Source organism: Streptomyces sp. CB01249 (genome assembly GCF_001905735.1).
GTDB lineage: Bacteria > Actinomycetota > Actinomycetes > Streptomycetales > Streptomycetaceae > Streptomyces.
Genome location: NZ_LISW01000002.1, coordinates 968424 through 987753 on the forward strand (window position 1 = coordinate 968424; position 19330 = coordinate 987753).

20 protein-coding genes are annotated in these 19330 nt (G+C 73.4%); 12 read left to right on the forward strand and 8 right to left on the reverse strand.

Translation table 11 applies throughout. The features are described 5' to 3' along the window. Positions 1 to 111 precede the first annotated feature (111 nt). The gene (locus tag AMK18_RS12895; protein WP_026171841.1) at positions 112 to 696 is read left to right on the forward strand and encodes a suppressor of fused domain protein; all 585 of its coding nucleotides are present in this window, start codon (positions 112 to 114) and stop codon (positions 694 to 696) included. Positions 697 to 701: 5 nt separating this feature from the next. On the opposite strand, the gene AMK18_RS12900 is transcribed toward AMK18_RS12895, so the two are convergent. Then, a complete protein-coding gene (locus tag AMK18_RS12900; protein WP_073862890.1) occupies positions 702 to 1949 on the reverse strand; it encodes an MFS transporter in 1248 nt (415 codons plus the stop codon). A 205-nt stretch (positions 1950 to 2154) separates the two neighbouring features. Here AMK18_RS12900 and AMK18_RS12905 point away from each other — a divergent pair, with 205 nt between their 5' ends. From AMK18_RS12905 to AMK18_RS12915, 3 genes are all read left to right on the forward strand, one after another. After that, the gene (locus tag AMK18_RS12905; RefSeq protein WP_026171842.1) at positions 2155 to 2799 is read left to right on the forward strand and encodes a DUF6758 family protein; all 645 of its coding nucleotides are present in this window, start codon (positions 2155 to 2157) and stop codon (positions 2797 to 2799) included. 100 nt (positions 2800 to 2899) lie between these two features. Next, positions 2900 to 3766, forward strand: a complete 867-nt coding sequence (locus AMK18_RS12910; protein ID WP_073862891.1) for a PHP domain-containing protein — start codon at positions 2900 to 2902, stop codon at positions 3764 to 3766. Positions 3767 to 3899: 133 nt separating this feature from the next. Continuing rightward, positions 3900 to 4505 carry a MarC family protein gene (locus AMK18_RS12915; protein WP_026171843.1) on the forward strand — a complete coding sequence of 202 codons (606 nt, stop codon included), beginning with the start codon at positions 3900 to 3902 and terminating at the stop codon, positions 4503 to 4505. 91 nt (positions 4506 to 4596) lie between these two features. Here AMK18_RS12915 and AMK18_RS34880 read toward each other — a convergent pair whose 3' ends face one another. Continuing rightward, complete coding sequence (locus tag AMK18_RS34880; RefSeq protein ID WP_018105503.1) at positions 4597 to 4749, reverse strand: hypothetical protein; 153 nt, start codon at positions 4747 to 4749, stop codon at positions 4597 to 4599. Between the two features lie 209 nt (positions 4750 to 4958). Here AMK18_RS34880 and AMK18_RS12920 point away from each other — a divergent pair, with 209 nt between their 5' ends. Then, positions 4959 to 5846, forward strand: coding sequence for an NYN domain-containing protein (locus AMK18_RS12920; RefSeq protein ID WP_073862892.1), 888 nt, complete (start codon positions 4959 to 4961; stop codon positions 5844 to 5846). A gap of 22 nt (positions 5847 to 5868) precedes the next feature. On the opposite strand, the gene AMK18_RS12925 is transcribed toward AMK18_RS12920, so the two are convergent. Both AMK18_RS12925 and AMK18_RS12930 read right to left on the reverse strand, forming a co-directional pair. Beyond that, a complete protein-coding gene (locus AMK18_RS12925; RefSeq protein ID WP_073862893.1) occupies positions 5869 to 6714 on the reverse strand; it encodes an alpha/beta fold hydrolase in 846 nt (281 codons plus the stop codon). Positions 6715 to 6830: 116 nt separating this feature from the next. Beyond that, on the reverse strand, positions 6831 to 8732 hold the full coding sequence (locus tag AMK18_RS12930; protein ID WP_073862894.1) for a DEAD/DEAH box helicase: 1902 nt from the start codon (positions 8730 to 8732) through the stop codon (positions 6831 to 6833). 471 nt (positions 8733 to 9203) lie between these two features. On the opposite strand from AMK18_RS12930, the gene AMK18_RS12935 reads away from it, so the two are divergent. Then, complete coding sequence (locus AMK18_RS12935; RefSeq protein WP_018105508.1) at positions 9204 to 9938, forward strand: ferritin-like fold-containing protein; 735 nt, start codon at positions 9204 to 9206, stop codon at positions 9936 to 9938. A 9-nt stretch (positions 9939 to 9947) separates the two neighbouring features. Here AMK18_RS12935 and AMK18_RS12940 read toward each other — a convergent pair whose 3' ends face one another. The 4 genes from AMK18_RS12940 to AMK18_RS12955 form a co-directional block, all read right to left on the reverse strand. After that, positions 9948 to 10217, reverse strand: coding sequence for a hypothetical protein (locus tag AMK18_RS12940; RefSeq protein ID WP_018105509.1), 270 nt, complete (start codon positions 10215 to 10217; stop codon positions 9948 to 9950). Between the two features lie 189 nt (positions 10218 to 10406). Continuing rightward, the gene (locus AMK18_RS12945) at positions 10407 to 10634 is read right to left on the reverse strand and encodes a DUF3107 domain-containing protein (RefSeq protein WP_018105510.1); all 228 of its coding nucleotides are present in this window, start codon (positions 10632 to 10634) and stop codon (positions 10407 to 10409) included. A gap of 131 nt (positions 10635 to 10765) precedes the next feature. Next, entirely contained in the window at positions 10766 to 11407 is a 642-nt protein-coding gene (locus tag AMK18_RS12950) for a TetR/AcrR family transcriptional regulator (protein ID WP_018105511.1), read from the reverse strand. Between the two features lie 168 nt (positions 11408 to 11575). Continuing rightward, positions 11576 to 11791: a hypothetical protein gene (locus AMK18_RS12955; protein WP_018105512.1), complete on the reverse strand. Its 216-nt coding sequence runs from the start codon at positions 11789 to 11791 to the stop codon at positions 11576 to 11578. Positions 11792 to 11901: 110 nt separating this feature from the next. Here AMK18_RS12955 and AMK18_RS12960 point away from each other — a divergent pair, with 110 nt between their 5' ends. The 6 genes from AMK18_RS12960 (at position 11902) to AMK18_RS12985 (ending at position 19302) form a co-directional block, all read left to right on the forward strand. Further along, positions 11902 to 12867: an alpha/beta fold hydrolase gene (locus AMK18_RS12960; RefSeq protein WP_073862895.1), complete on the forward strand. Its 966-nt coding sequence runs from the start codon at positions 11902 to 11904 to the stop codon at positions 12865 to 12867. Beyond that, the gene (locus tag AMK18_RS12965; protein WP_073862896.1) at positions 12852 to 14177 is read left to right on the forward strand and encodes a DUF3152 domain-containing protein; all 1326 of its coding nucleotides are present in this window, start codon (positions 12852 to 12854) and stop codon (positions 14175 to 14177) included. The genes AMK18_RS12960 and AMK18_RS12965 overlap by 16 nt, the downstream gene beginning before the upstream one ends. A gap of 180 nt (positions 14178 to 14357) precedes the next feature. Then, the gene (locus AMK18_RS12970) at positions 14358 to 16097 is read left to right on the forward strand and encodes a glycosyltransferase (protein ID WP_073862897.1); all 1740 of its coding nucleotides are present in this window, start codon (positions 14358 to 14360) and stop codon (positions 16095 to 16097) included. A gap of 52 nt (positions 16098 to 16149) precedes the next feature. Continuing rightward, entirely contained in the window at positions 16150 to 17352 is a 1203-nt protein-coding gene (locus tag AMK18_RS12975; protein ID WP_073862898.1) for a hypothetical protein, read from the forward strand. Positions 17353 to 17512: 160 nt separating this feature from the next. Continuing rightward, the gene (locus tag AMK18_RS12980; RefSeq protein WP_018105517.1) at positions 17513 to 18478 is read left to right on the forward strand and encodes an NAD-dependent epimerase/dehydratase family protein; all 966 of its coding nucleotides are present in this window, start codon (positions 17513 to 17515) and stop codon (positions 18476 to 18478) included. Then, on the forward strand, positions 18466 to 19302 hold the full coding sequence (locus tag AMK18_RS12985; RefSeq protein WP_073862899.1) for a spherulation-specific family 4 protein: 837 nt from the start codon (positions 18466 to 18468) through the stop codon (positions 19300 to 19302). Before AMK18_RS12980 ends, AMK18_RS12985 begins: the two co-directional genes overlap by 13 nt. The last annotated feature ends 28 nt before the right edge of the window (positions 19303 to 19330 follow it).

Genomic DNA, 19330 nt, shown 5'->3' on the forward strand with positions numbered 1-19330 from the left:
ACTTGAGAGCGACGCTTCAGCGTGCTGTCCCGGGCCGACACCCCAGGCTAGCAGCCGGTAGAGGGCCAATCCCTTACTTTGCCCGTTCCATACGCGACCTATGCTCGCGGCATGGCAGAAATTCTTGCTCTGGTCGAGGCGCGTCTGCGGACGGCCCTGGGTGAACCGGACGCACGTGCGGCAGTGACGTTTCTCGGGACTGACCGGATCGAGGTGCTCCGGTTCATCGACGGCGATGTCGTGCGGTACGCCACGCTCGGCATGTCCGCCCAGCCGATGTCCGACCCGACGGCGGTCGTGGCCGACCCGCTGAAGGGCCCGCGCGCCGAACTGGTCCTGTCGGTACGGGGCGGCCTGGCCGAGACCGACCAGGTGCTGCGCAAGCTCGCGGTGCTCGCGGCCTCGCCCCAGGTGGAGGGCCTGGTCGTGGCGCCCGGAGCCTCGCTGGACGTCGGCGAACCGCTGTGGCCGGGCGCGCCGTTCACCTCGGTGCTGGTCGCGGAGAGCGGGGGGCTGGTCGAGGATCTGGAGCTGGACGAGCCTCTGGAGCCGGTGCGCTTCCTGCCGCTGCTGCCGATGACGCAGAACGAGGCCGCCTGGAAGCGGGTCCGGGGTGCGCAGGAGCTCCAGGAGAAATGGCTGTCGCAGGGGACCGACCTGCGCGATCCCCTGCGACGTTCCGTGACCCTGGACTGACGGCGTCAGTTGGCGAAGACCGTGACACCGTCCTCCGTGGCGTGCTTCGGCTCCAGCTCCTCCGCCTCGTGGCTCAGCGCGGAGCGCCGTACCCAGACGACGATCGCGCCGATCACCGAGGCGGCGGCGGCGACCACGAACGGGATGTGGATGTTGCTCCACTCCTCGATCTTCGGGGCCAGGTAGGGCGCCGCCGCGGCGGCGAACCAGCGGACGAAGTTGTAGCCCGCGCTGGCCACCGGGCGCGGCGCGTCCGAGACACCGAGCGCCAGCTCCGTGTACACGGTGTTGTTCATGCCGATCAGCGCGCCGGACACGATGGTGCAGACGATGGCCGTGGTGTGGCTCCCGTAACCGAGGACCACCAGGTCGGCGGCGAGCAGCACCAGCGAGGCGCCGAGCACCTTCAGCGAGCCGAACCGCTGCTGGAGCCGGGGCGCGACGAGCACCGAGAACACCGCGAGCAGCAGGCCCCAGGCGAAGAAGACGGCACCGGACTTGTACGGCGTCATGTTCAGCACGAACGGGGTGAACGCCAGGATCGTGAAGAACGCGTAGTTGTAGAAGAACGCGGACGCGGCGACGGAGGCGAGCCCGCCGTGGCCGAGGGCCTTGACCGGGTCGAGCAGTGAGGTCTTGCGGGCGGGCCTGGGCTGCTCCTTCAGGAACGCCGTGATGCAGACGAAGCCGATCGCCATCAGCGCGGCCGTCCCGAAGAACGGGTAGCGCCAGCTGGCGTCCCCGAGCAGGGCGCCGAGCAGCGGCCCGCACGCCATGCCGAGGCCGAGCGCCGACTCGTACAGCAGGATCGCCGCCGAGCTGCCGCCGGCCGCCGCGCCGACGATCACCGCGAGCGCGGTCGAGACGAACAGCGCGTTGCCCAGGCCCCAGCCGGCCCGGAAGCCGACCAGCTCGCCGACGGACGACGAGGTGCCGGAGAGCGCCGCGAAGACCACCACGAGCGCCAGCCCGGCCAGCAGCGTCTTGCGGCCGCCGATGCGGCTGGAGACGAAGCCGGTCACGAGCATCGCGACGGCGGTGATCAGGAAGTACGAGGTGAAGAGCAGCGACACCTGGCTCGGCGTCGCCTCCAGGCCCTTGGCGATGGACGGCAGGATCGGGTCCACCAGGCCGATGCCCATGAACGCGACGACGGACGCGCCCGCCGTGGCCCAGACGGCCTTCGGCTGGCGCAGGATGCTGACCGGCTCCTGGTTGAACGGATCCTCTCCGGTTACTGCCTCTGACGGCATGGGCCTCTTCCTCTCCACTGGCTCCACTGGATCGATGCGTTATGCACAGAATAAGTTAGAGAAGCTAATGAATGCAAGTTACATCTAAATTCCGCGAGGGCGGCCCGGTGGCCGGACATCGCGCGGGGTAGAGGGGTCTGGGTGCACGGCGCGCAAGGGTGATCGTCCTTGACGCGGCGACGGCCGGAGAGGACCGTGGGACGGTATGAGGGGCGAACCAAGTTGCCCGAAGTGCGGAGGCCGGGTCAGGGCGCCCGGGCTCTTCGCCGACACCTGGCAGTGCGACGACCACGGCAGCGTGCACCCGCTCCAGCCGGTCGTCCCGCCGAGCGTCGAGGCGCTCGGCGTGGTGGTGCACCGTGCGCAGGTCCCCGTGTGGATGCCCTGGCCGCTCCCCGTCGGCTGGCTGTTCACCGGGGTCGCCAGTGCCGGCGACGACCGCACCGGCGGACGTGCCACCGCCGTCGCCTGCTCCGGACCCGGGCCGCTAGGCGGCATGGGCGAGCTGCTGCTCGTCGCCGAGGAGCTGGGCGTCGGACTCGGCGCGCGGTACGCGGGCATCGACGGACCGGACCCCGGGCCCCTGCTGGGCGTGGACGGCCCCCCGGAATCCAAGGTGCTCGCCGCCGGACGCCCCACCCCCCTCTGGCACGTCAGGCACGCCCCCGCCGACCGCGCCGTCTTCGCGGGCGAGGCGTGCGGCCTGTGGCTGTGGGCCATCGTGTGGCCCGAGCAGTCCGGGCTGCTCATGTACGACGAGCTGGTGCTCACCGACCTGCGCGACGCCGGGGGAGAGGTGGACCTGGTGCCCTGCGGCGCCCTCACCCCCCGCCTGCTGACGGGCCCCTGAGCGGGCCTTCGCACCGCCCTCCGCACCGTCCGGACCAAGCTCGCGCGCCGGTTATCCTGGGGTGTCCCCCCGTCCGGCCGCGAGCACTGGAGTACGAGTCGTGCGCATCGATCTGCACACCCACTCCACCGCGTCGGACGGCACGGACACCCCCGCCGAACTGGTGCGCAATGCCGCCGCCGCGGGCCTGGACGTCGTCGCCCTCACCGACCACGACACCGTGCGCGGCCACGCGGAGGCCGCCGCCGCGCTCCCCGAAGGGCTCACCCTCGTCACGGGCGCCGAGCTGTCCTGCCGCATCGACGGCGTTGGCCTGCACATGCTGGCGTACCTCTTCGACCCGGACGAGCCCGAGTTCGTCCGCGAGCGCGAGCTGGTCCGCGACGACCGGGTGCCGCGCGCCCAGGCCATGGTCCGCAAGCTCCAGGAGCTGGGCGTCCCCGTCACCTGGGAGCAGGTCGCCCGGATCGCCGGAGACGGCTCGGTCGGCCGGCCGCACGTCGCCACCGCCCTCGTGGAGCTCGGCGTCGTCCCGACAGTGTCCGACGCCTTCACGCCCGACTGGCTCGGCGACGGCGGGCGCGCCTACGCGGGCAAGCACGAGCTGGACCCCTTCGACGCGATCCGGCTGGTCAAGGCCGCGGGCGGCGTCGCCGTCTTCGCCCACCCGGCCGCCGTCAAGCGGGGGCGTACGGTGCCCGAGGCGCGGATCGCCGAGCTGGCCGCCGCCGGGCTCGACGGCATCGAGGTCGACCACATGGACCACGACGAGCCCACCAGGACCCGGCTGCGCGCACTCGCCCGCGAGCTCGGGCTGCTGACGACCGGCTCCAGCGACTACCACGGCAGCCGCAAGACCGTGGAGCTCGGCACGTACACCACCGACCCCGAGATCTACGGCGAGATCACCCGGCGCGCCACGGGAGCCTTCCCGGTGCCGGGCGCCGGCGGACCCGCCTCCGCGTAACGGCACCCGGGCCCCGCCCGGTCGTTCTTCCCTACACCCGCCGCCGTCCGGCATGTCCGGGCGGCGGTGCGGTGCGCGTTCCTTCCCCGCGGTCACCCGCCGCACACCTGCTCACTCCCCACAAGGCTCACCCGTGTTCGACGTCGCTGTCTTCGGATCCCTTTTTCTCACCCTTTTTGTGATTATGGATCCGCCCGGAATCACCCCGATCTTTCTCGCCCTCACTGCGGGCCGCCCCGCCAAGGTGCAGCGCCGGATGGCCCTCCAGGCCGTCGCCGTCGCCTTCGGCGTCATCGCCGTCTTCGGCCTGCTCGGCCAGCAGATCCTGGACTACCTGCACGTCTCCGTCCCGGCGCTGATGATCGCCGGCGGGCTGCTCCTGCTGCTCATCGCGCTCGACCTGCTGACCGGCAAGACCGACGAGCCGACGCAGACCAAGGACGTCAACGTCGCCCTCGTACCGCTCGGCATGCCGCTGCTCGCCGGGCCCGGCGCGATCGTCTCGGTGATCCTCGCCGTGCAGCACGCCGACAGCGTGGCGAGCCAGGTCTCCGTCTGGACGGCGATCCTCGCCATGCACGTCGTGCTCTGGCTGACCATGCGCTACTCGCTGCTGATCATCCGCGTCATCAAGGACGGCGGCGTCGTGCTCGTCACCAGGCTGGCCGGCATGATGCTGTCCGCCATCGCCGTGCAGCAGATCATCAACGGCGTCACCCAGGTCATCCGGGGCGGCTGACCCGGACCCGGACGCAACAGCGCCCCCGCACGATCGTTCCGTGCGGGGGCGCTTCGTCTTCGTTACGACGGCAACTCACATCGGCAAGGTGTTACGAAGCCGGACTTTCGGCCGGACGGATATAGATGCGCTGGCCCGTAGCCGCGGCCTGCTGCACGATCCGCTTGACGGAGGCGGCGTCCACGACGGTGCTGTCCACGGCGGTACCGTCGACATCGTCGAGTCGCATGATCTCGAAGCGCATAAGGCTTCCCTTCGTCTGATCCTCCTGCTGGAGAACTACTGGGAGGACGGTGTCCCGTCCGCAAGGATGAGGAGCGCCAGGCATGCCTGTCGTGCGCCCCACGGTGGGTACAACGGCTTGCCTCCTGCAATCATTCCCTACGCTAAGGAAATTTTTCGGATGTCTAAGTACCGGCCGGTAATCACGTGTGCGGGCGCGACGGGACGCGCATGAACGACGTGGAGATCGGCGAGCGGCTGGACCGCACCAACGCCCTGCTCGAACGCGTGCTCGCCGAGGTCTCGAAGACCCCCTCGACCCACGCGATCTTCGTGGACGCGGGCTATGTGTACGCCGCCGCCGGGCTGCTCGTCACCGGCACCGAGGACCGGCGCTCCTTCGACCTCGACGCCGAAGGGCTGATCGAGGCGTTCATCGACAAGGCCCGCACCATCTTCGCGGACAGCAGGCTGCTGCGCGTGTACTGGTACGACGGGGCCAGGCGCCGCATCCACACCACCGAGCAGCAGACCATCGCCGAACTCCCCGACGTCAAGGTCAGACTCGGCAACCTCAACGCCAACAACCAGCAGAAGGGCGTCGACTCCCTCATCCGCACCGACCTGGAATCGCTCGCCCGTCACCGGGCCATCAGCGACGCCGCGCTCGTCGGCGGCGACGAGGACCTCGTCTCGGCCGTCGAGGCCGCGCAGGGCTACGGCGCCCGCGTCCACCTCTGGGGCATCGAGGCGGGCGAGGGGCGCAACCAGGCGGAGCCGCTGCTCTGGGAGGTGGACAGCCAGCGCACCTTCGACCTGGACTTCTGCCGCCCCTACGTGACCAGACGCCCCGTCACCACCTACGAGGAGGACGCCCCCGCGCCCTCCCGCGACGACGTCCACTTCGTCGGCGCCCAGATCGCGGCGGCCTGGCTCGCCGCGCGCGGCCGGGAATCCCTGGCCGACCTGCTGCCCGGCCATCCCTTCCTGCCGGGCTCGGTCGACCAGGACCTGCTGCACGAGGCCGAACGCATCCTCCAGCGCTCCCTGCGCGGCCACCCCCCGCTGCGGCGGGCGCTGCGCGACGGCTTCTGGCAGCACCTCCAGTCCCAGTACTGAGACCCGCCGGTACGGGGAAGAGCTACACGCCGTCCCAGAAGGAGGCGAGCGCGGCGGCGGTCGCCTCCGGCCGGCCCGTGTTGGGGGAGTGCTCGGCGCCCTCGATCCGGGTCCGGCGCGCTCCGAGGCGTACCGCCATCTCGTCCAGCACCGGCACCGGCCAGACGTCGTCCGCCTCGCCGGAGACGACGTGGAGCGGCAGCCCGGTCGCGGCGAGCTCGGCCACCCGGTCCGGCTCGGTGGCCAGCTGGCGGCCCGTCGCGATCAGCTGGGCCGGACGGTGGAGCAGCCAGCGCCGCCGCAGGTCCTCGCCGCCCGTCTCCGCCTCGGCCGGCGGGTCGAAGGCGCGCATCGCGGCCCAGACGTCGTCCATGGTCATGGTGGCCAGCGCGTCGCCGAGGATCTTCAGCTTGACCTGCTGCGCCTCGACCACCTCGGCGGGCCCCGAGGACATCAGGGTCAGCGAGCGGAAGGGCGCCGCGTCCATCAGGACCGCGGCCCGGCAGAGCTGTCCGCCGAGCGAGTGACCCAGCAGGTGCACCCCGCCCTCGACGGGGCCGAGCGCGGCCGTCTGCGCGAGCACGTCACGGGCCAGCTCCTCCTGCGCGTACTCCTGGAGGTCGTCCGTCCCCGGGCTCTCGAACTGCCCGCGCCCGTCGACGGCGACGGCCCGGTAGCCGGCCTCCGCGAGCGGTTCGAGCAGCGCGATGAAGTCCTCCTTGCTGCCGGTGTACCCGGGCACCAGCAGGGCGGTGCCGCGCGGGGTCCCGGCGGGGGCCGCGTCCAGCACGGCGAAGTCCCTGCGCGCGGTGGGCAGCGCACGGGCGCGGGCGCAGGAGGGCGGGATGAAGGTGGGTGGCCTGCTCATGGAACGAGGTTAATTCGTCGCACGCGTCCGCGAACGACGGGCGGCCCCGTCCACGAACGACGGGCGGCCCCGGGGAGAGATCCCCGGGGCCGCCCGTCAGCTGCTGCGTGGTCCGCTCAGCCCTCGGCCTTCGCGGTGGCGCGCGGTGCCCGGCGACGGCGCGGCTTGGCCTCGCCCTCGGCGGTCGCGGTCTCCGCCACGGCCTCCGTCTTCGGCTTGGACGCCGTACGCGTACGACGACGGACCGGCTCGGGCTCGGAGATCGGCGCGATCTGGAAGTCGACCTCGTCCTCGACGGGCTTGATCACCCGGCGACGACGCGGCCGGGTGACGGCGGGCGCCTCCGGCTCGGCCACCGGCGCGGCCTGGGCCACGGCCTCCTCGGTCACCGGCTTGGCCGCACGGGCCCGGCGGCGACGCGGCTTGGCCTCGTCCTCGGCGGTCGCGGTCTCCGCGACGACCTCGGCGGCGACGGCCTCCGTCTTCGGCTTGGCGGTCCGGGTCCGGGTGCGCTTCTTCGGCGCGGCCTCGGCCTCCGGCTCGGCCACCGCGGCCGCGGGGGCCTCGGCCACGGCGACCGCGGCCTGGGCGGCGACGGCCTCCGCCGCGATGGCCTCCGCTCCACCGGCACGGGTGCGACGGCGGCGGCGCGGGGTGCGCGGGGCGTCGGCCGCCGCTTCCGCACCGGCCTCGGCGGCCGGGGCGGGCACGGTCGCGGCGCCCTCGTCGGGCGAGCTGCCCCCACGGGTGCGGCGGCGCTGACGCGGGGTGCGCGGGGCGCGCTCCTCGCGGGCGGCCGGCGCGGCGGACTTGCGGCCGCGGCCGCCCGTCTCGCCCAGGTCCTCGATCTCCTCGGCCCCGAGACCGGCGCGGGTGCGCTCGGCACGCGGCAGGACACCCTTGGTGCCGGCCGGGATGTCCAGCTCCTCGTACAGGTGCGGGGAGGTGGAGTACGTCTCGACCGGGTCCGGGAACTTCAGGTCCAGGGCCTTGTTGATCAGCTGCCAGCGCGGGATGTCGTCCCAGTCGACCAGCGTGATCGCGATGCCCTTGGCGCCCGCGCGGCCGGTGCGGCCGATGCGGTGCAGATAGGTCTTCTCGTCCTCGGGGGACTGGTAGTTGATGACGTGCGTCACGCCCTCGACGTCGATACCGCGGGCGGCGACGTCGGTGCAGACCAGCACGTCGACCTTGCCGTTGCGGAAGGCGCGCAGGGCCTGCTCGCGGGCGCCCTGGCCGAGGTCGCCGTGGACCGCGCCGGAGGCGAAGCCGCGCCGCTCAAGCTGCTCGGCGATGTCCGCCGCGGTGCGCTTGGTGCGGCAGAAGATCATCGCGAGCCCGCGGCCCTCGGCCTGCAGGATGCGCGCGACCATCTCGGGCTTGTCCATCGAGTGGGCGCGGTAGACGAACTGCGCCGTGTTCTTGACGGTCGAGCCCTCGTCGTCGGGCGAGGTGGCGTTGATGTGCGTCGGCTGCGACATGTAGCGGCGGGCGAGCGAGATGACCGCGCCCGGCATCGTGGCCGAGAACAGCATCGTCTGGCGCTTCGCCGGCAGCATCGTGATGATGCGCTCGACGTCGGGCAGGAAGCCCAGGTCCAGCATCTCGTCGGCCTCGTCGAGGACGAGCGCGCGGACCTTGGACAGGTCCAGCTTGCGCTGGCCCGCGAGGTCGAGCAGCCGGCCGGGGGTGCCGACGATCACGTCGACGCCCTTCTTCAGGGCCTCGACCTGGGGCTCGTAGGCCCGGCCGCCGTAGATCGCGAGAACCCGCACGTTGCGCACCTTGCCGGCGGTGAGCAGGTCGTTGGTGACCTGCTGGCACAGCTCGCGGGTCGGCACGACGATGAGGGCCTGCGGGGAGTCGGTCAGCTCCTCCGGCTTGGCGCGGCCCGCCTCGACGTCGGCGAGGACGGTCACGCGCTCGAGGAGCGGAAGGCCGAAGCCGAGCGTCTTGCCGGTGCCGGTCTTGGCCTGGCCGATGACGTCGGAGCCGGAGAGGGCGACCGGGAGCGTCAGCTCCTGGATGGGAAAGGGGGACGTGATGCCGACGGCCTCAAGGGCCTCGGCCGTCTCGGAAAGAATCCCGAGGTCTCGGAACGTAGTCAGGGTGCTGCCTCTTCTGTGAGACGCGGTCCGAGGCGAACGAAGGGGGTCGTACCGTGCCGGGGTTGGTCATCCGGCTGCTGTGCCGGGTGGCGCGGGACCACTGCCGTCGCTCGAGCGCTCGTGCCGCTGAGGGGGCCCCTCATCTGCGGTCGTACGTGTGCACGCACCGCGTGGAGGGCTGTCGGGTCGGAGCCGATCGGGCCACCGACCGGGCATCCTCATTCAATTTCGCGCCACGAGCGGATGCAAAGTGCTCAGTAAGCGCAATACCACTGTACCCCGGATCCGCGCATCTGTGTTGGGCGAATTCGTCGGAACGGTGTGACGTCGGTCGTCGGGCGGGCCCTTCCGCCGCTGCCCGGGCGGGCTATTCTGCGCTGCATGGAGACGCCTGACAACGCCAATGAAGCCCCCGCGACGACCCGGATCGCCGACCAGGACTGGGCCACCGCGGCCGCGCAGCCGCAGTACCGGGCCGCCGTCGTGGATCTGCTGGGTGCCCTCGCCTACGGGGAGCTCGCGGCCTTCGAGCGGCTGGCCGAGGACGCCAAGCTGGCGCCGACGCTGGCCGACAAGGCGGAGCTGGCGAAGATGGCGTCCGCCGAGTTCCACCACTTCGAGCAGCTGACGGAGCGGCTGACCGCCATCGAGGTCGAGCCGACCGCCGCCATGGAGCCCTTCGCCCGGGCGCTGGACGACTTCCACCGCCAGACCGCCCCGTCGGACTGGCTGGAGGGCCTGGTCAAGGCGTACGTCGGCGACTCGATCGCCAGCGACTTCTACCGGGAGGTCGCGGCCCGCCTGGACTCCGACACCCGCTCGCTCGTCCTGGCCGTGCTGGACGACACGGGGCACGGCAACTTCGCCGTCGAGAAGGTGCGCGCCGCGATCGAGGCGGACCCGAGGGTCGGCGGCCGGCTGGCGCTGTGGGCCCGGCGGCTGATGGGCGAGGCGCTGTCGCAGGCGCAGCGCGTGGTCGCGGACCGCGACGCGCTGTCGACCATGCTGGTCGGCGGGGTCGCCGACGGCTTCGACCTGGCGGAGGTGGGCCGGATGTTCTCCCGGATCACCGAGGCGCACACCAAGCGCATGGCCGCCCTGGGGCTGGCCGCGTAACGAGCCGGGTCAGGCGGCGGCCGACCGGCGCAGCCGACGGCTGCGGGGGCGGATCAGCAGGGACACCGTCACGGCGGCGATCAGTACGGCGCCGACCACGACGGCCGCCGCGTGGTGCGGACCGAGCACCGAGTGCATCAGGGACGCGCCGAACAGGCCGCCGAGCGCTCCCGTGCCGAACACGGTCCGGCGGGCCGGGAGCCGGCCGGGGAGCGAGCGCAACGCCGCCCAGGAAAGGGCCACTCCGAGCACGACGGCGCTCACGGTTTCCAGGATCACGGACGATCACCTCGCAGGTATGCGGAACGGGCGCTTCGGTCCTGCTGGTACTACCCGTGAGCGCCCGCTCACAACCCTCCCGCGCACAGGCTTCGCCCAGCCGCCGCACAGCTTGCCCTTGAAGACGGGCACCGAATGAGGAGCGGCCCGGCGGGAAATCCGCCGGGCCGCTCCTCGCGTTCGTACGCCCTACAGCGCGCCGAACCCCACCCGTCGGGTGCTGGGCTCGCCGATCTCCACGTAGGCGATCCGGTCGGCCGGCACCAGGACCTTGCGGCCCTTCTCGTCCGTGAGGCTGAGCAGCTGCGCCTTGCCGGTGAGAGCCTCGGACACCGCGCTCTCGACCTCTTCGGCGGAAAGCCCGCTCTCCAGAACGATCTCCCGGGGCGAGTGCTGCACCCCGATCTTGACCTCCACGGCTATGTCCCTCCGACGGTCAGTCCCTGCGCGGTGAGCCGCGCCGTACGCAGCACACATTAGCCCGCTGAAGGGACTCGTCAGGGCGCCCCCGGCCACGCCCGCAGCGAACACGGGCGGCCGCCGGGCGGTCAGTGCTGATCGATGCCGTGCAGGGGGAAGCCCGCGATGCCGCGCCAGGCCAGCGAGGTGAGCAGCTGGACCGCGGTGTCGCGCGGAATGGCCGACCGGCTCGACAGCCAGTAGCGGGCCACCACCTGGGACACCCCGCCGAGGCCCACCGCGAGGAGCATGGACTCGTCCTTGGACAGGCCCGTGTCGCCCGCGATCACGTCGGAGATCGCTTCGGCGCACTGGAGCGAGACCCGGTCCACGCGCTCGCGCACGGCGGGCTCGTTGGTCAGGTCGGACTCGAAGACCAGCCGGAAGGCGCCGCCCTCGTCCTCCACGTACGCGAAGTACGCGTCCATCGTCGCGGCGACGCGCAGCTTGTTGTCCGTGGTCGACGCCAGCGCCGTACGCACCGCCTGGAGCAGTGACTCGCAGTGCTGGTCGAGAAGGGCCAGGTAGAGCTCCAGCTTGCCCGGGAAGTGCTGGTAGAGCACCGGCTTGCTGACTCCCGCGCGCTCCGCGATGTCGTCCATCGCCGCGGAGTGGTAGCCCTGCGCGACGAAGACCTCCTGCGCGGCTCCCAGCAGCTGGTTGCGTCGGGCGCGGCGGGGCAGGCGAGTGCCCCGCGGGCGCGCCGCCTCGGTCTGCTCGATGGCTGTCACGCCGCCTCCCAAATTCGTGGTCCGACACAGCCGTTCCGTACGTGCCGCGCCATACCGACATCGTACTTTTGGGTAACCCCGGTATGCGCGGCGCGGACGCAGAATTTCACGGACCGGACGGCTGCGGTAGCCGCAGAGCGCCCCTTCCCGTGCGCAGAGCGGGACGTATCAGCGGTAATCGTCCTCGTCCTGGGGAACCACGCGGGCCTGGTCCGCCGCGTCCGCCTCGCTGGCGCCGCTGCGGTCGAGGTCCGCGAGCGGTTCGTCGCTCTCCGGACGGAGGTCGGTGTGCTGCTCGGCGGCGTCCGCCTCGGGCGTCTCCTGGTCGGGCTCGTCCGGCTGGACGTCCTCGAAGGTCTCCGGCTCCCTCGGGTCGACCGTCATGGTGACTCCCTTCCTCGGTTCGAGCCTATGAGGTACCCGGTAAAGGCGCTATGCGATCGTGTGACGGCGAACACATGAACCCCGGTGTGATCATCTCGTAACATTGCCGCATGTCTTCGACCGAGCTGCCGGGAGTCCGCGCCGCCGCCGCGGCGGTGTCACCCACGGTGAGCGCCGTCCGGGTCGCGGAGGGGGAGCGGCTGCGCTCCGTCGAGCTGCCCGGGCTGACACTCACCGTCCGTTCGCGGCCGTCCCGGGCGCCCGGGCTGCCGTCCGCCCTCTTCGTGCACGGCCTCGGCGGCTCCTCGCAGAACTGGTCGGCCCTGATGCCGCTCGTGGAGGAGCTGACCGACTGCGAGGCGGTCGACCTGCCCGGCTTCGGCGACTCGCCGCCCCCGGACGACGGCAACTACTCGGTCACCGGACACGCCCGCGCGGTCATCCGCCTCCTGGACGCCCAGGAACGCGGCCCCGTCCACCTGTTCGGCAACTCGATGGGCGGCGCGGTCGCCACCCGGGTCGCCGCGGTCCGCCCCGACCTCGTGCGTACGCTCACGCTGATCTCGCCCGCGCTCCCGGAGATCCGGGTCCAGCGCACGGCCGCCCCGACCGCCCTGCTCGCACTGCCGGGCGTCGCCTCCCTGTTCGCCCGGCTGTCCCGGGACTGGACCGCTGAGGAACGCACCCGCGGAGTCATGGCACTCTGTTACGGCGATCCGGCACGGGTCTCCGAGGCGGGCTTCCGCGACGCGGTGGCCGAAATGGAGCGCCGGCTGGAACTGCCGTACTTCTGGGACGCCATGGCGCGTTCCGCCCGTGGGATCGTCGACGCGTACACCCTGGGCGGACAGCACGGGCTGTGGCGCCAGGCCGAGCGGGTGCTCGCGCCGACCCAGCTGGTGTACGGCGGACGGGACCGGCTCGTCTCGTTCCGGATGGCCCGCAGGGCGTCCGCGGCCTTCCGCGACGCGCGCCTGCTGACACTGCCCGACGCCGGGCACGTGGCGATGATGGAGTACCCGGAGGCGGTCGCCCAGGCGTTCCGGGAATTGCTCGACGAATGCGGCGGGAGCTGATCCAGGGCGTGGGACGACACAGCCGGAAGGGCCCTGCGCCCAGCGCGCCCGCAACCGGGCAGGCGGAGCCGGACGAAGCGGGGCGCGAGGCCGCCCGGCCCGTCGCCGGCACCGGACGGCGCAGACGGCAGACGGGATCCGCGCCCTTCGCGGGGGCGCCCGAGGTGCGCGGCGGCCACCCCGAACAGCGTGAGGCGGGCGGCGGCTGGGGCGCGGGCCCCATGCGCGCCCCTTCCCGCCCCGGCCTCCAGGCGCCCGCACCCGGCGCGCGCCCCGGCGCTCCGCGCCCCCCGCACCACCAGCAGGCCACCGGCACCCGGCCGCTGATACCGGGTCCGCGGCGCGAGTTCGTGGAAGCCTTCGACAGCCCGCCCGCGCCGCCCGCCCCGCGCCGACGCGGCCCGGTGGCCGAGGACCCGTACCGCTCCGTCACCGACTGGGACACCCGCGAGCCGGAGACCCGGGACGACGAGGAAGCGGCCCCGGCCAAGGAGGCCAAGGGCGGCAAGGGCCGTACGTTCACCGGCATCGCGGCCGCCGCGGTGACCACCGTCCTCGCGGTCGTCGTGGCCGGTCAGGTCGCCCACGACAGCACCTCGGGCAACGGCGCCGCGCAGGCCGCGGGGGTGGACCGGGACGGCGCGGACAACGCCTCCCGCTCCGACAGCCGGACGACCCCCTCGCCCGAGGCGGCCGTCAAGCCCCTGACGTATGAACAGAAAATGGCCAAGCCCTATCCGCTCTCGCCGGCGCTGACGGGCTCGGGGAAGTTCGAGACCGTGCCCGGCTCCGCCAAGGCGCCCGGCAAGGGGACGGTCCACCGGTACCGGATCGACGTGGAGAAGGGGCTCGGGCTCGACCCCCAGCTGTTCGCCCAGGCCGTCCAGAAGACCCTCAACGACGACCGGAGCTGGGCGCACGACGGCGACATGACCTTCGAACGGGTCTCCGAGGGCAAGCCGGACTTCGTCATCACGCTGGCCAGCCCCGGCACCACCGGCAAGTGGTGCGCCAAGTCCGGCCTGGACACCATGGAGGACAACGTCTCCTGCGACTCGGCCGCCACCGAGCGCGTGATGATCAACGCCTATCGCTGGGCGCAGGGTTCGGCCACCTTCGGACCGGACAAGCTGTACTCGTACCGGCAGATGCTCATCAACCACGAGGTCGGCCACCGGCTCGGTCACAACCATGTGAGCTGCCGGACGGAGGGCGCGCTCGCGCCGGTCATGCAGCAGCAGACCAAGACGCTGGACCTCGACGGCATCAAATGCCGCCCCAACCCGTGGGTCTATCCCACCGCTGAGTAACCCTCAGTTTCTATAGCGCGACAGAACGCTATTCCGCTGGGAAAGTTACGCCGGTTCACCCCTTTCGGTGGCGCGATGGACAACCGTCCGTCGCGCCACCGGCGTATCCGCTTACGGTCGTCCCGCCGCGAGTCGCCGAAGGAACGGCGGCCGCTCACAAGGGAGATCGGGGGTGCGCTCGTGCGGATCGGACTGCTCACCGACGGTGGTTATCCGTACGCGACCGGTGAGTCCAGGCTCTGGTGCGACCGGCTCGTACGCGGGCTCGCACAGCACGAGTTCGACCTCTTCGCGCTCAGCCGTTCCGCCGAACAGGAGGCGGCCGGCTGGGTCCGGCTCCCTCCCCAGGTCGCCGGCGTGCGCACCGCGCCCCTGTGGACCGCCGACGAGGACACCCTCGGCCTGCACGCCCCCCGGGGACCGCTCGCCCGGCTGCTGACCGGCGGGGGCGCGCGGACGTACGCCCGGCGCGAACGGCGGCGCTTCGCCGCCCACTTCGCGGACCTCGCGGCCTCCGTCTGCGCCGCCGCGGGCCCGGAGCGCGGCCGTACGGACGCGGGCCACCCGGAAGGCGGCGCCGCGTCCCGGCTCGCGGACGAGCGGTTCACCCGCGGGCTCTACGGCCTCGCCGAACTCGCCTGGGAACACGGCGGACTGCCCGCCGCCCTGCGCTCCGAGACGGCCGTGCGCATCCTGGAGGCCGCCTGCCGCGCCCCCGGCACCGGACGCATCGTGCAGACCGCCACCGTCACCGACCTGCTCGCCTTCACCGCCGAGCTGGACCGGGTGCTGCGCCCCCTCTCCCTCGACTGGTACGAGGAGGACGGCCTCGGTGCCGTGGACCTCTGCCACGCGACGGCGGGCGGTGCCGCCGCTCTGCCGGGGCTGCTGGCCAAACGCTTCTTCGGGGTGCCGCTGCTGGTCACCGAGCACGCCGTCCGGGTCCGGGCGCACTACCTCGCGTCGGGCGGTGCGCCGGTCAGCGCGCCGGTGCGCGCCCTCCTCGCCCACCTGCACGGACGGCTCGCCACCGAGGTGTACCGGCAGGCCGACCTCATCACCCCCGGCAACACCCACGCCCGCCGCTGGCAGGAGCGCTGCGGGGCCGACGCCGCGAAGCTGCGGACCGTGTACCCGGGCATGGAGGCGGCCCGGTTCGCCGCGCTCGGCGAGAGCGAGGACGACGGCGGGCCCGACACGCTCGTCTGGGTCGGCCGCATCGAGCCGGCCAAGGACCTGATCGGCCTCCTGCACGCCTTCGCCGAGGTGCGCCTCGCCGAGCCGGACGCCCGGCTGCGGATCATCGGCGCCCCGGCCCCGGGCCCGGCGGGCGCCGCCTACCTGGCCCGCTGCCGCGCGCTGGCCGCCCAGCTCTTCCCCGAGGAGGACGCGGTCGGCTTCGAGGAGATCGGCGGGCCCGAGGTCCCGGAGCTGGCCCAGGCGTACGCGGCGGGCGGCGTCGTGGTGCTCTCCAGCGTGGTCGAGGGCTTCCCGATCAGCCTGGTCGAGGCGATGTTCTGCGGCCGGGCCACGGTGTCCACGGACGTCGGCGCGGTGGTCGAGGTCATCGGCGGCACGGGGCTCGTGGTCCCGCCGCGCAACCCCCGGGCGCTCGCGGACGCCTGCCTCGCGCTCCTGCGCGACCCCGAGCGCCGTGCGCGCCTGGGCGCGGCGGCGCGCGCCCGGGCGCTCGAACTCTTCACCGTCGAACAGAATCTCGCCGCCTTCCACGGCATCTACCTGGAGCTCATCGCCCGGGCCCCGGTACGCGAGCGGCCGCATCCGGTCACGCACGACGGCCCGCGCCCCTTCGCCACCCCGCCGGAGGCCCACGTCCTGGGCCACTGGCCGGAGCCGGCCGGACCGGAGCGCGCCGACCGCACCCCCAGCTGGGCGGGCGCCGGGAGCGGCGATGCGTAGCCACGAGACGGCAGCCCCGGCACCGGGCGAACAGCACCACGGAGGAACGACGATGAGCCGCGAGGGCCAGCAGGGGGACGCCGCCTCGGCGGGGGAGCTCGCGCCCGGGGACGCGCCCGCGCGCGCCCCCGAAGTGGCGCACGCCCACCCCGCGTCCGCCCTGCGCAAGACGGCCGTCGGTCGGCGGGGGACCGCCGACCCGGTGCGGGCGCTCATGCACCGTCACCGGGAGCTGTGCGAACGGGCCGTCGACCCGCTGGAGATCGCCGCAGGCCTGGAGGCCCACGGGGTCACCGACCGCACCGCCGCCCGCTACCGGCACCGGGACGTGTTCTCGCTCGCCGAGGAGCTCTTCGCCCGGGTCCCCGCGGTCGCGGGGGAGCCCACGGCGACCGGCCCCGCCCCGGCGCGCGACGTCACCACGCGCGCCGCCTGGTCCCTGCGCGCCCTGCTGCCCGGCGCCGCCTGCCTCGTGACCCTCGTCGCGCTCGGGCTCACCGACGGGGTGCTCGGCGGCGACGCCCGCCTCGCCCTCGGCTCCGCCGGGGCGCTCCTCGCGCTCACCGGCCTCGCCCTCACCCTGCGCACCGGCCCGCTCGGCGTCCGGGAAGGGGCGGGCTCGTCCGGCGCCGCCGCGCTCGGCGTCTGCTGGCTGCTCGGCTATGTCCTGTACGGCGACGACCTGCTCCACCAGGTCCTCAGCGGCGGCCCCGAGGGCCCCTGGACGCTGACCCCGGCACCCCTGCTGGGGCTCGCCGTCGCGGTGGCCCCGGCCGCCTGGTGCGCGCACCTCTTCGCCCTGGCCGCGCACCGCCGCCTGCACGGCAGCCATGCGCTGGAGGAGTTCGGGGCGGGCGTGCGCCCCCTGCTCTTCGGCGTCGTCGCGCTCTTCGCCTGCGCCCTCGCCGCCCTGCTGTACCTGGCCCGGCTCGGCTTCGGCCCCGGCGGCTCACCGGCCGGGGCCGCCGCCCTCGGGATGCTGCTTCTGCTGGCCCGCCTGCTGACCGTCCACGGCTTCCCCGAACCCGCCGCCACCGGACTCGCCGCCGCCTGCGCCATGGAGGCCGCGGCCCCCGCCCTGATCCTGGCCGGACGGCTGCCCGGGCTCCACGCGGTCGCCCGACCCGTCCACGCCCTCATCGAGGCGGCGGGCCCCGGGGTCGTGCCCGTGCTGGCCTGCGGCACCGCCGCGTTCGGCCTGCTGATCACCGCCGTCCTCGCCCTCTCCCGGGCCTCCGCCCACGCCGCCCCCTGAGGCGGCCCCCGATCCCCCGCGGAGCCGACGCCGCGGGCCGTCACCACCCGAACCGCACGCACCGACGCGTACGGGACAGCCCTCAAGGAGACACCCACATGACCCGCCAATCCCCCGCACCGGCAGCCCGCCGTCGGCCCTCAGGCCGGGGCGGTGCGCGATGAGGGTGCTGCTGCTCGGAGCCAACGGATTCATCGGCCGGTTCGTGGCCGACCGGCTGCTCGCCGACCCCGCCGTCCACCTCACGGCCCTCGGCCGCGGCGACGACGCCGACGTCCGGTTCGACCTCGCGACCGGCAGCCCCGGAGCGCTCACCCGCTTCCTGGACGCCGTCCACCCCGGGGTCGTCGTCAACTGCGCGGGCGCGACCCGGGGCGGCGCGCGCGACCTCACCCGGCACAACACCGTCGCCGTCGCCACCGTCTGCGAGGCGATGCGGCGCAGCCGCTGCACCGCCCGCCTGGTCCAGGTCGGCTGCGCCTCGGAGTACGGGCCCTCGCAGCCCGGGTCCTCCACCGCCGAGGACGCCATCCCGCGCCCCGGCGGTCCGTACGGCGTCAGCAAGCTCGCCGCCACCGAGCTGGTCCTCGGCTCCGGGCTCGACGCGGTCGTGCTGCGGGTCTTCTCGCCGGTCGGCCCCGGCACCCCGGCCGGTTCCCCGCTCGGCCGGCTCGCCGAGGCGATGCGCCGCACCATGCAGGCAGGCGACGGCGAGCTGAAGCTCAGCGGCCTCGGCGTGCAGCGGGACTTCGTGGACGTACGCGATGTGGCGCGGGCCGTCCACGCCGCCTCGCTCTCCGCCGCCCAGGGCGTCGTCAACATCGGCACCGGCCGGGCCGTCCGGCTGCGCGACGCGGCGGCCGTCCTCGCCAAGGTCGCCGGATACGCGGGCGCGCTCCACGAGCTGGACTCGCCCCCCGCCCGCCTCCCCATCGGCGCGCCCCGCACCTCCACCGAGTCGGTCATCGAACACCTCTCGGCCACCCCGTCCCCGTACCCGGACGGCTGCGGCGCCTGGCAGCAGGCCGATGTGCGCACCGCGCGGGACCGGCTCGGCTGGCGCCCCCGGATCAATCTGGAGGAGTCGCTCGCCGACATCTGGATGGAGGCGGCGTGCCGTATCTGACCAGCACCGGCACCGCCCGGCGCACCAGCGGCGCCGACCGGCTCGGCTTCGGCGTCCCCGGCTACGCCCACCCGCTGCTCGCCCCCGCCGAGTGGGCCGAGCTGAGCCGCCCCGGCACCCCGCTGCACTGGGCCGTCCTCAACATCGACAACGGTCCTGGCAGCCGGCCTGACCCGCACTGCCTGGAGGCGGCCGGCCGGATCCGCAACGCTCGCACCCGCGCGCTGCGCGACGGGGACCCGCTCGACGCCGTGCGCGCGTCCGGCGGCAGGCTGCTCGGGCAGCTCGATCTCGCCCACGGCACCCGGCCGTTCGGGGAACTGCTCGCCGACGCCCGGTCGTACCTGGACTGGTACCGGGTGGACGGTTTCTACCTGGACCGCTGCCCGGCCGGACGCGCCGAGCTGCCGGCCGTCCGACGGCTCACCGGCACCCTGCGGGCCTTCCTGGGGAAGGACGACGGGCACCTCGTGCTGGGCCACGACACCCACCCGTACCCCGGATACGCGGAGACGGGGGACCAGCTCGTCACCTTCCGGGGGGCCTGGAGCGACTACCGCTGGTCGCAGGTGGCGGAGTGGACCGCGGCCTACCCGCCCGGCCGCTTCGCACACTTCGTGCACGGCGTTCCGCGCACGCATCTGGAGGAGGCGATGCGCATCGCCCGCTGGCAGGGCGCCGGGACGATCTTCTTCACCGACCGCGGCGGACGGTCCGGTCCGGGCAACGGCCGGAATGGTCACGGACAAAGCGATCCATTCGCGGCACTGCCCAGGTACTGGGACGAAATCGTCTCGCGGATCGGACCCGGTATCTCGGAATGAGAGGGGGCGTGGCAGTGTTACCGGAAGA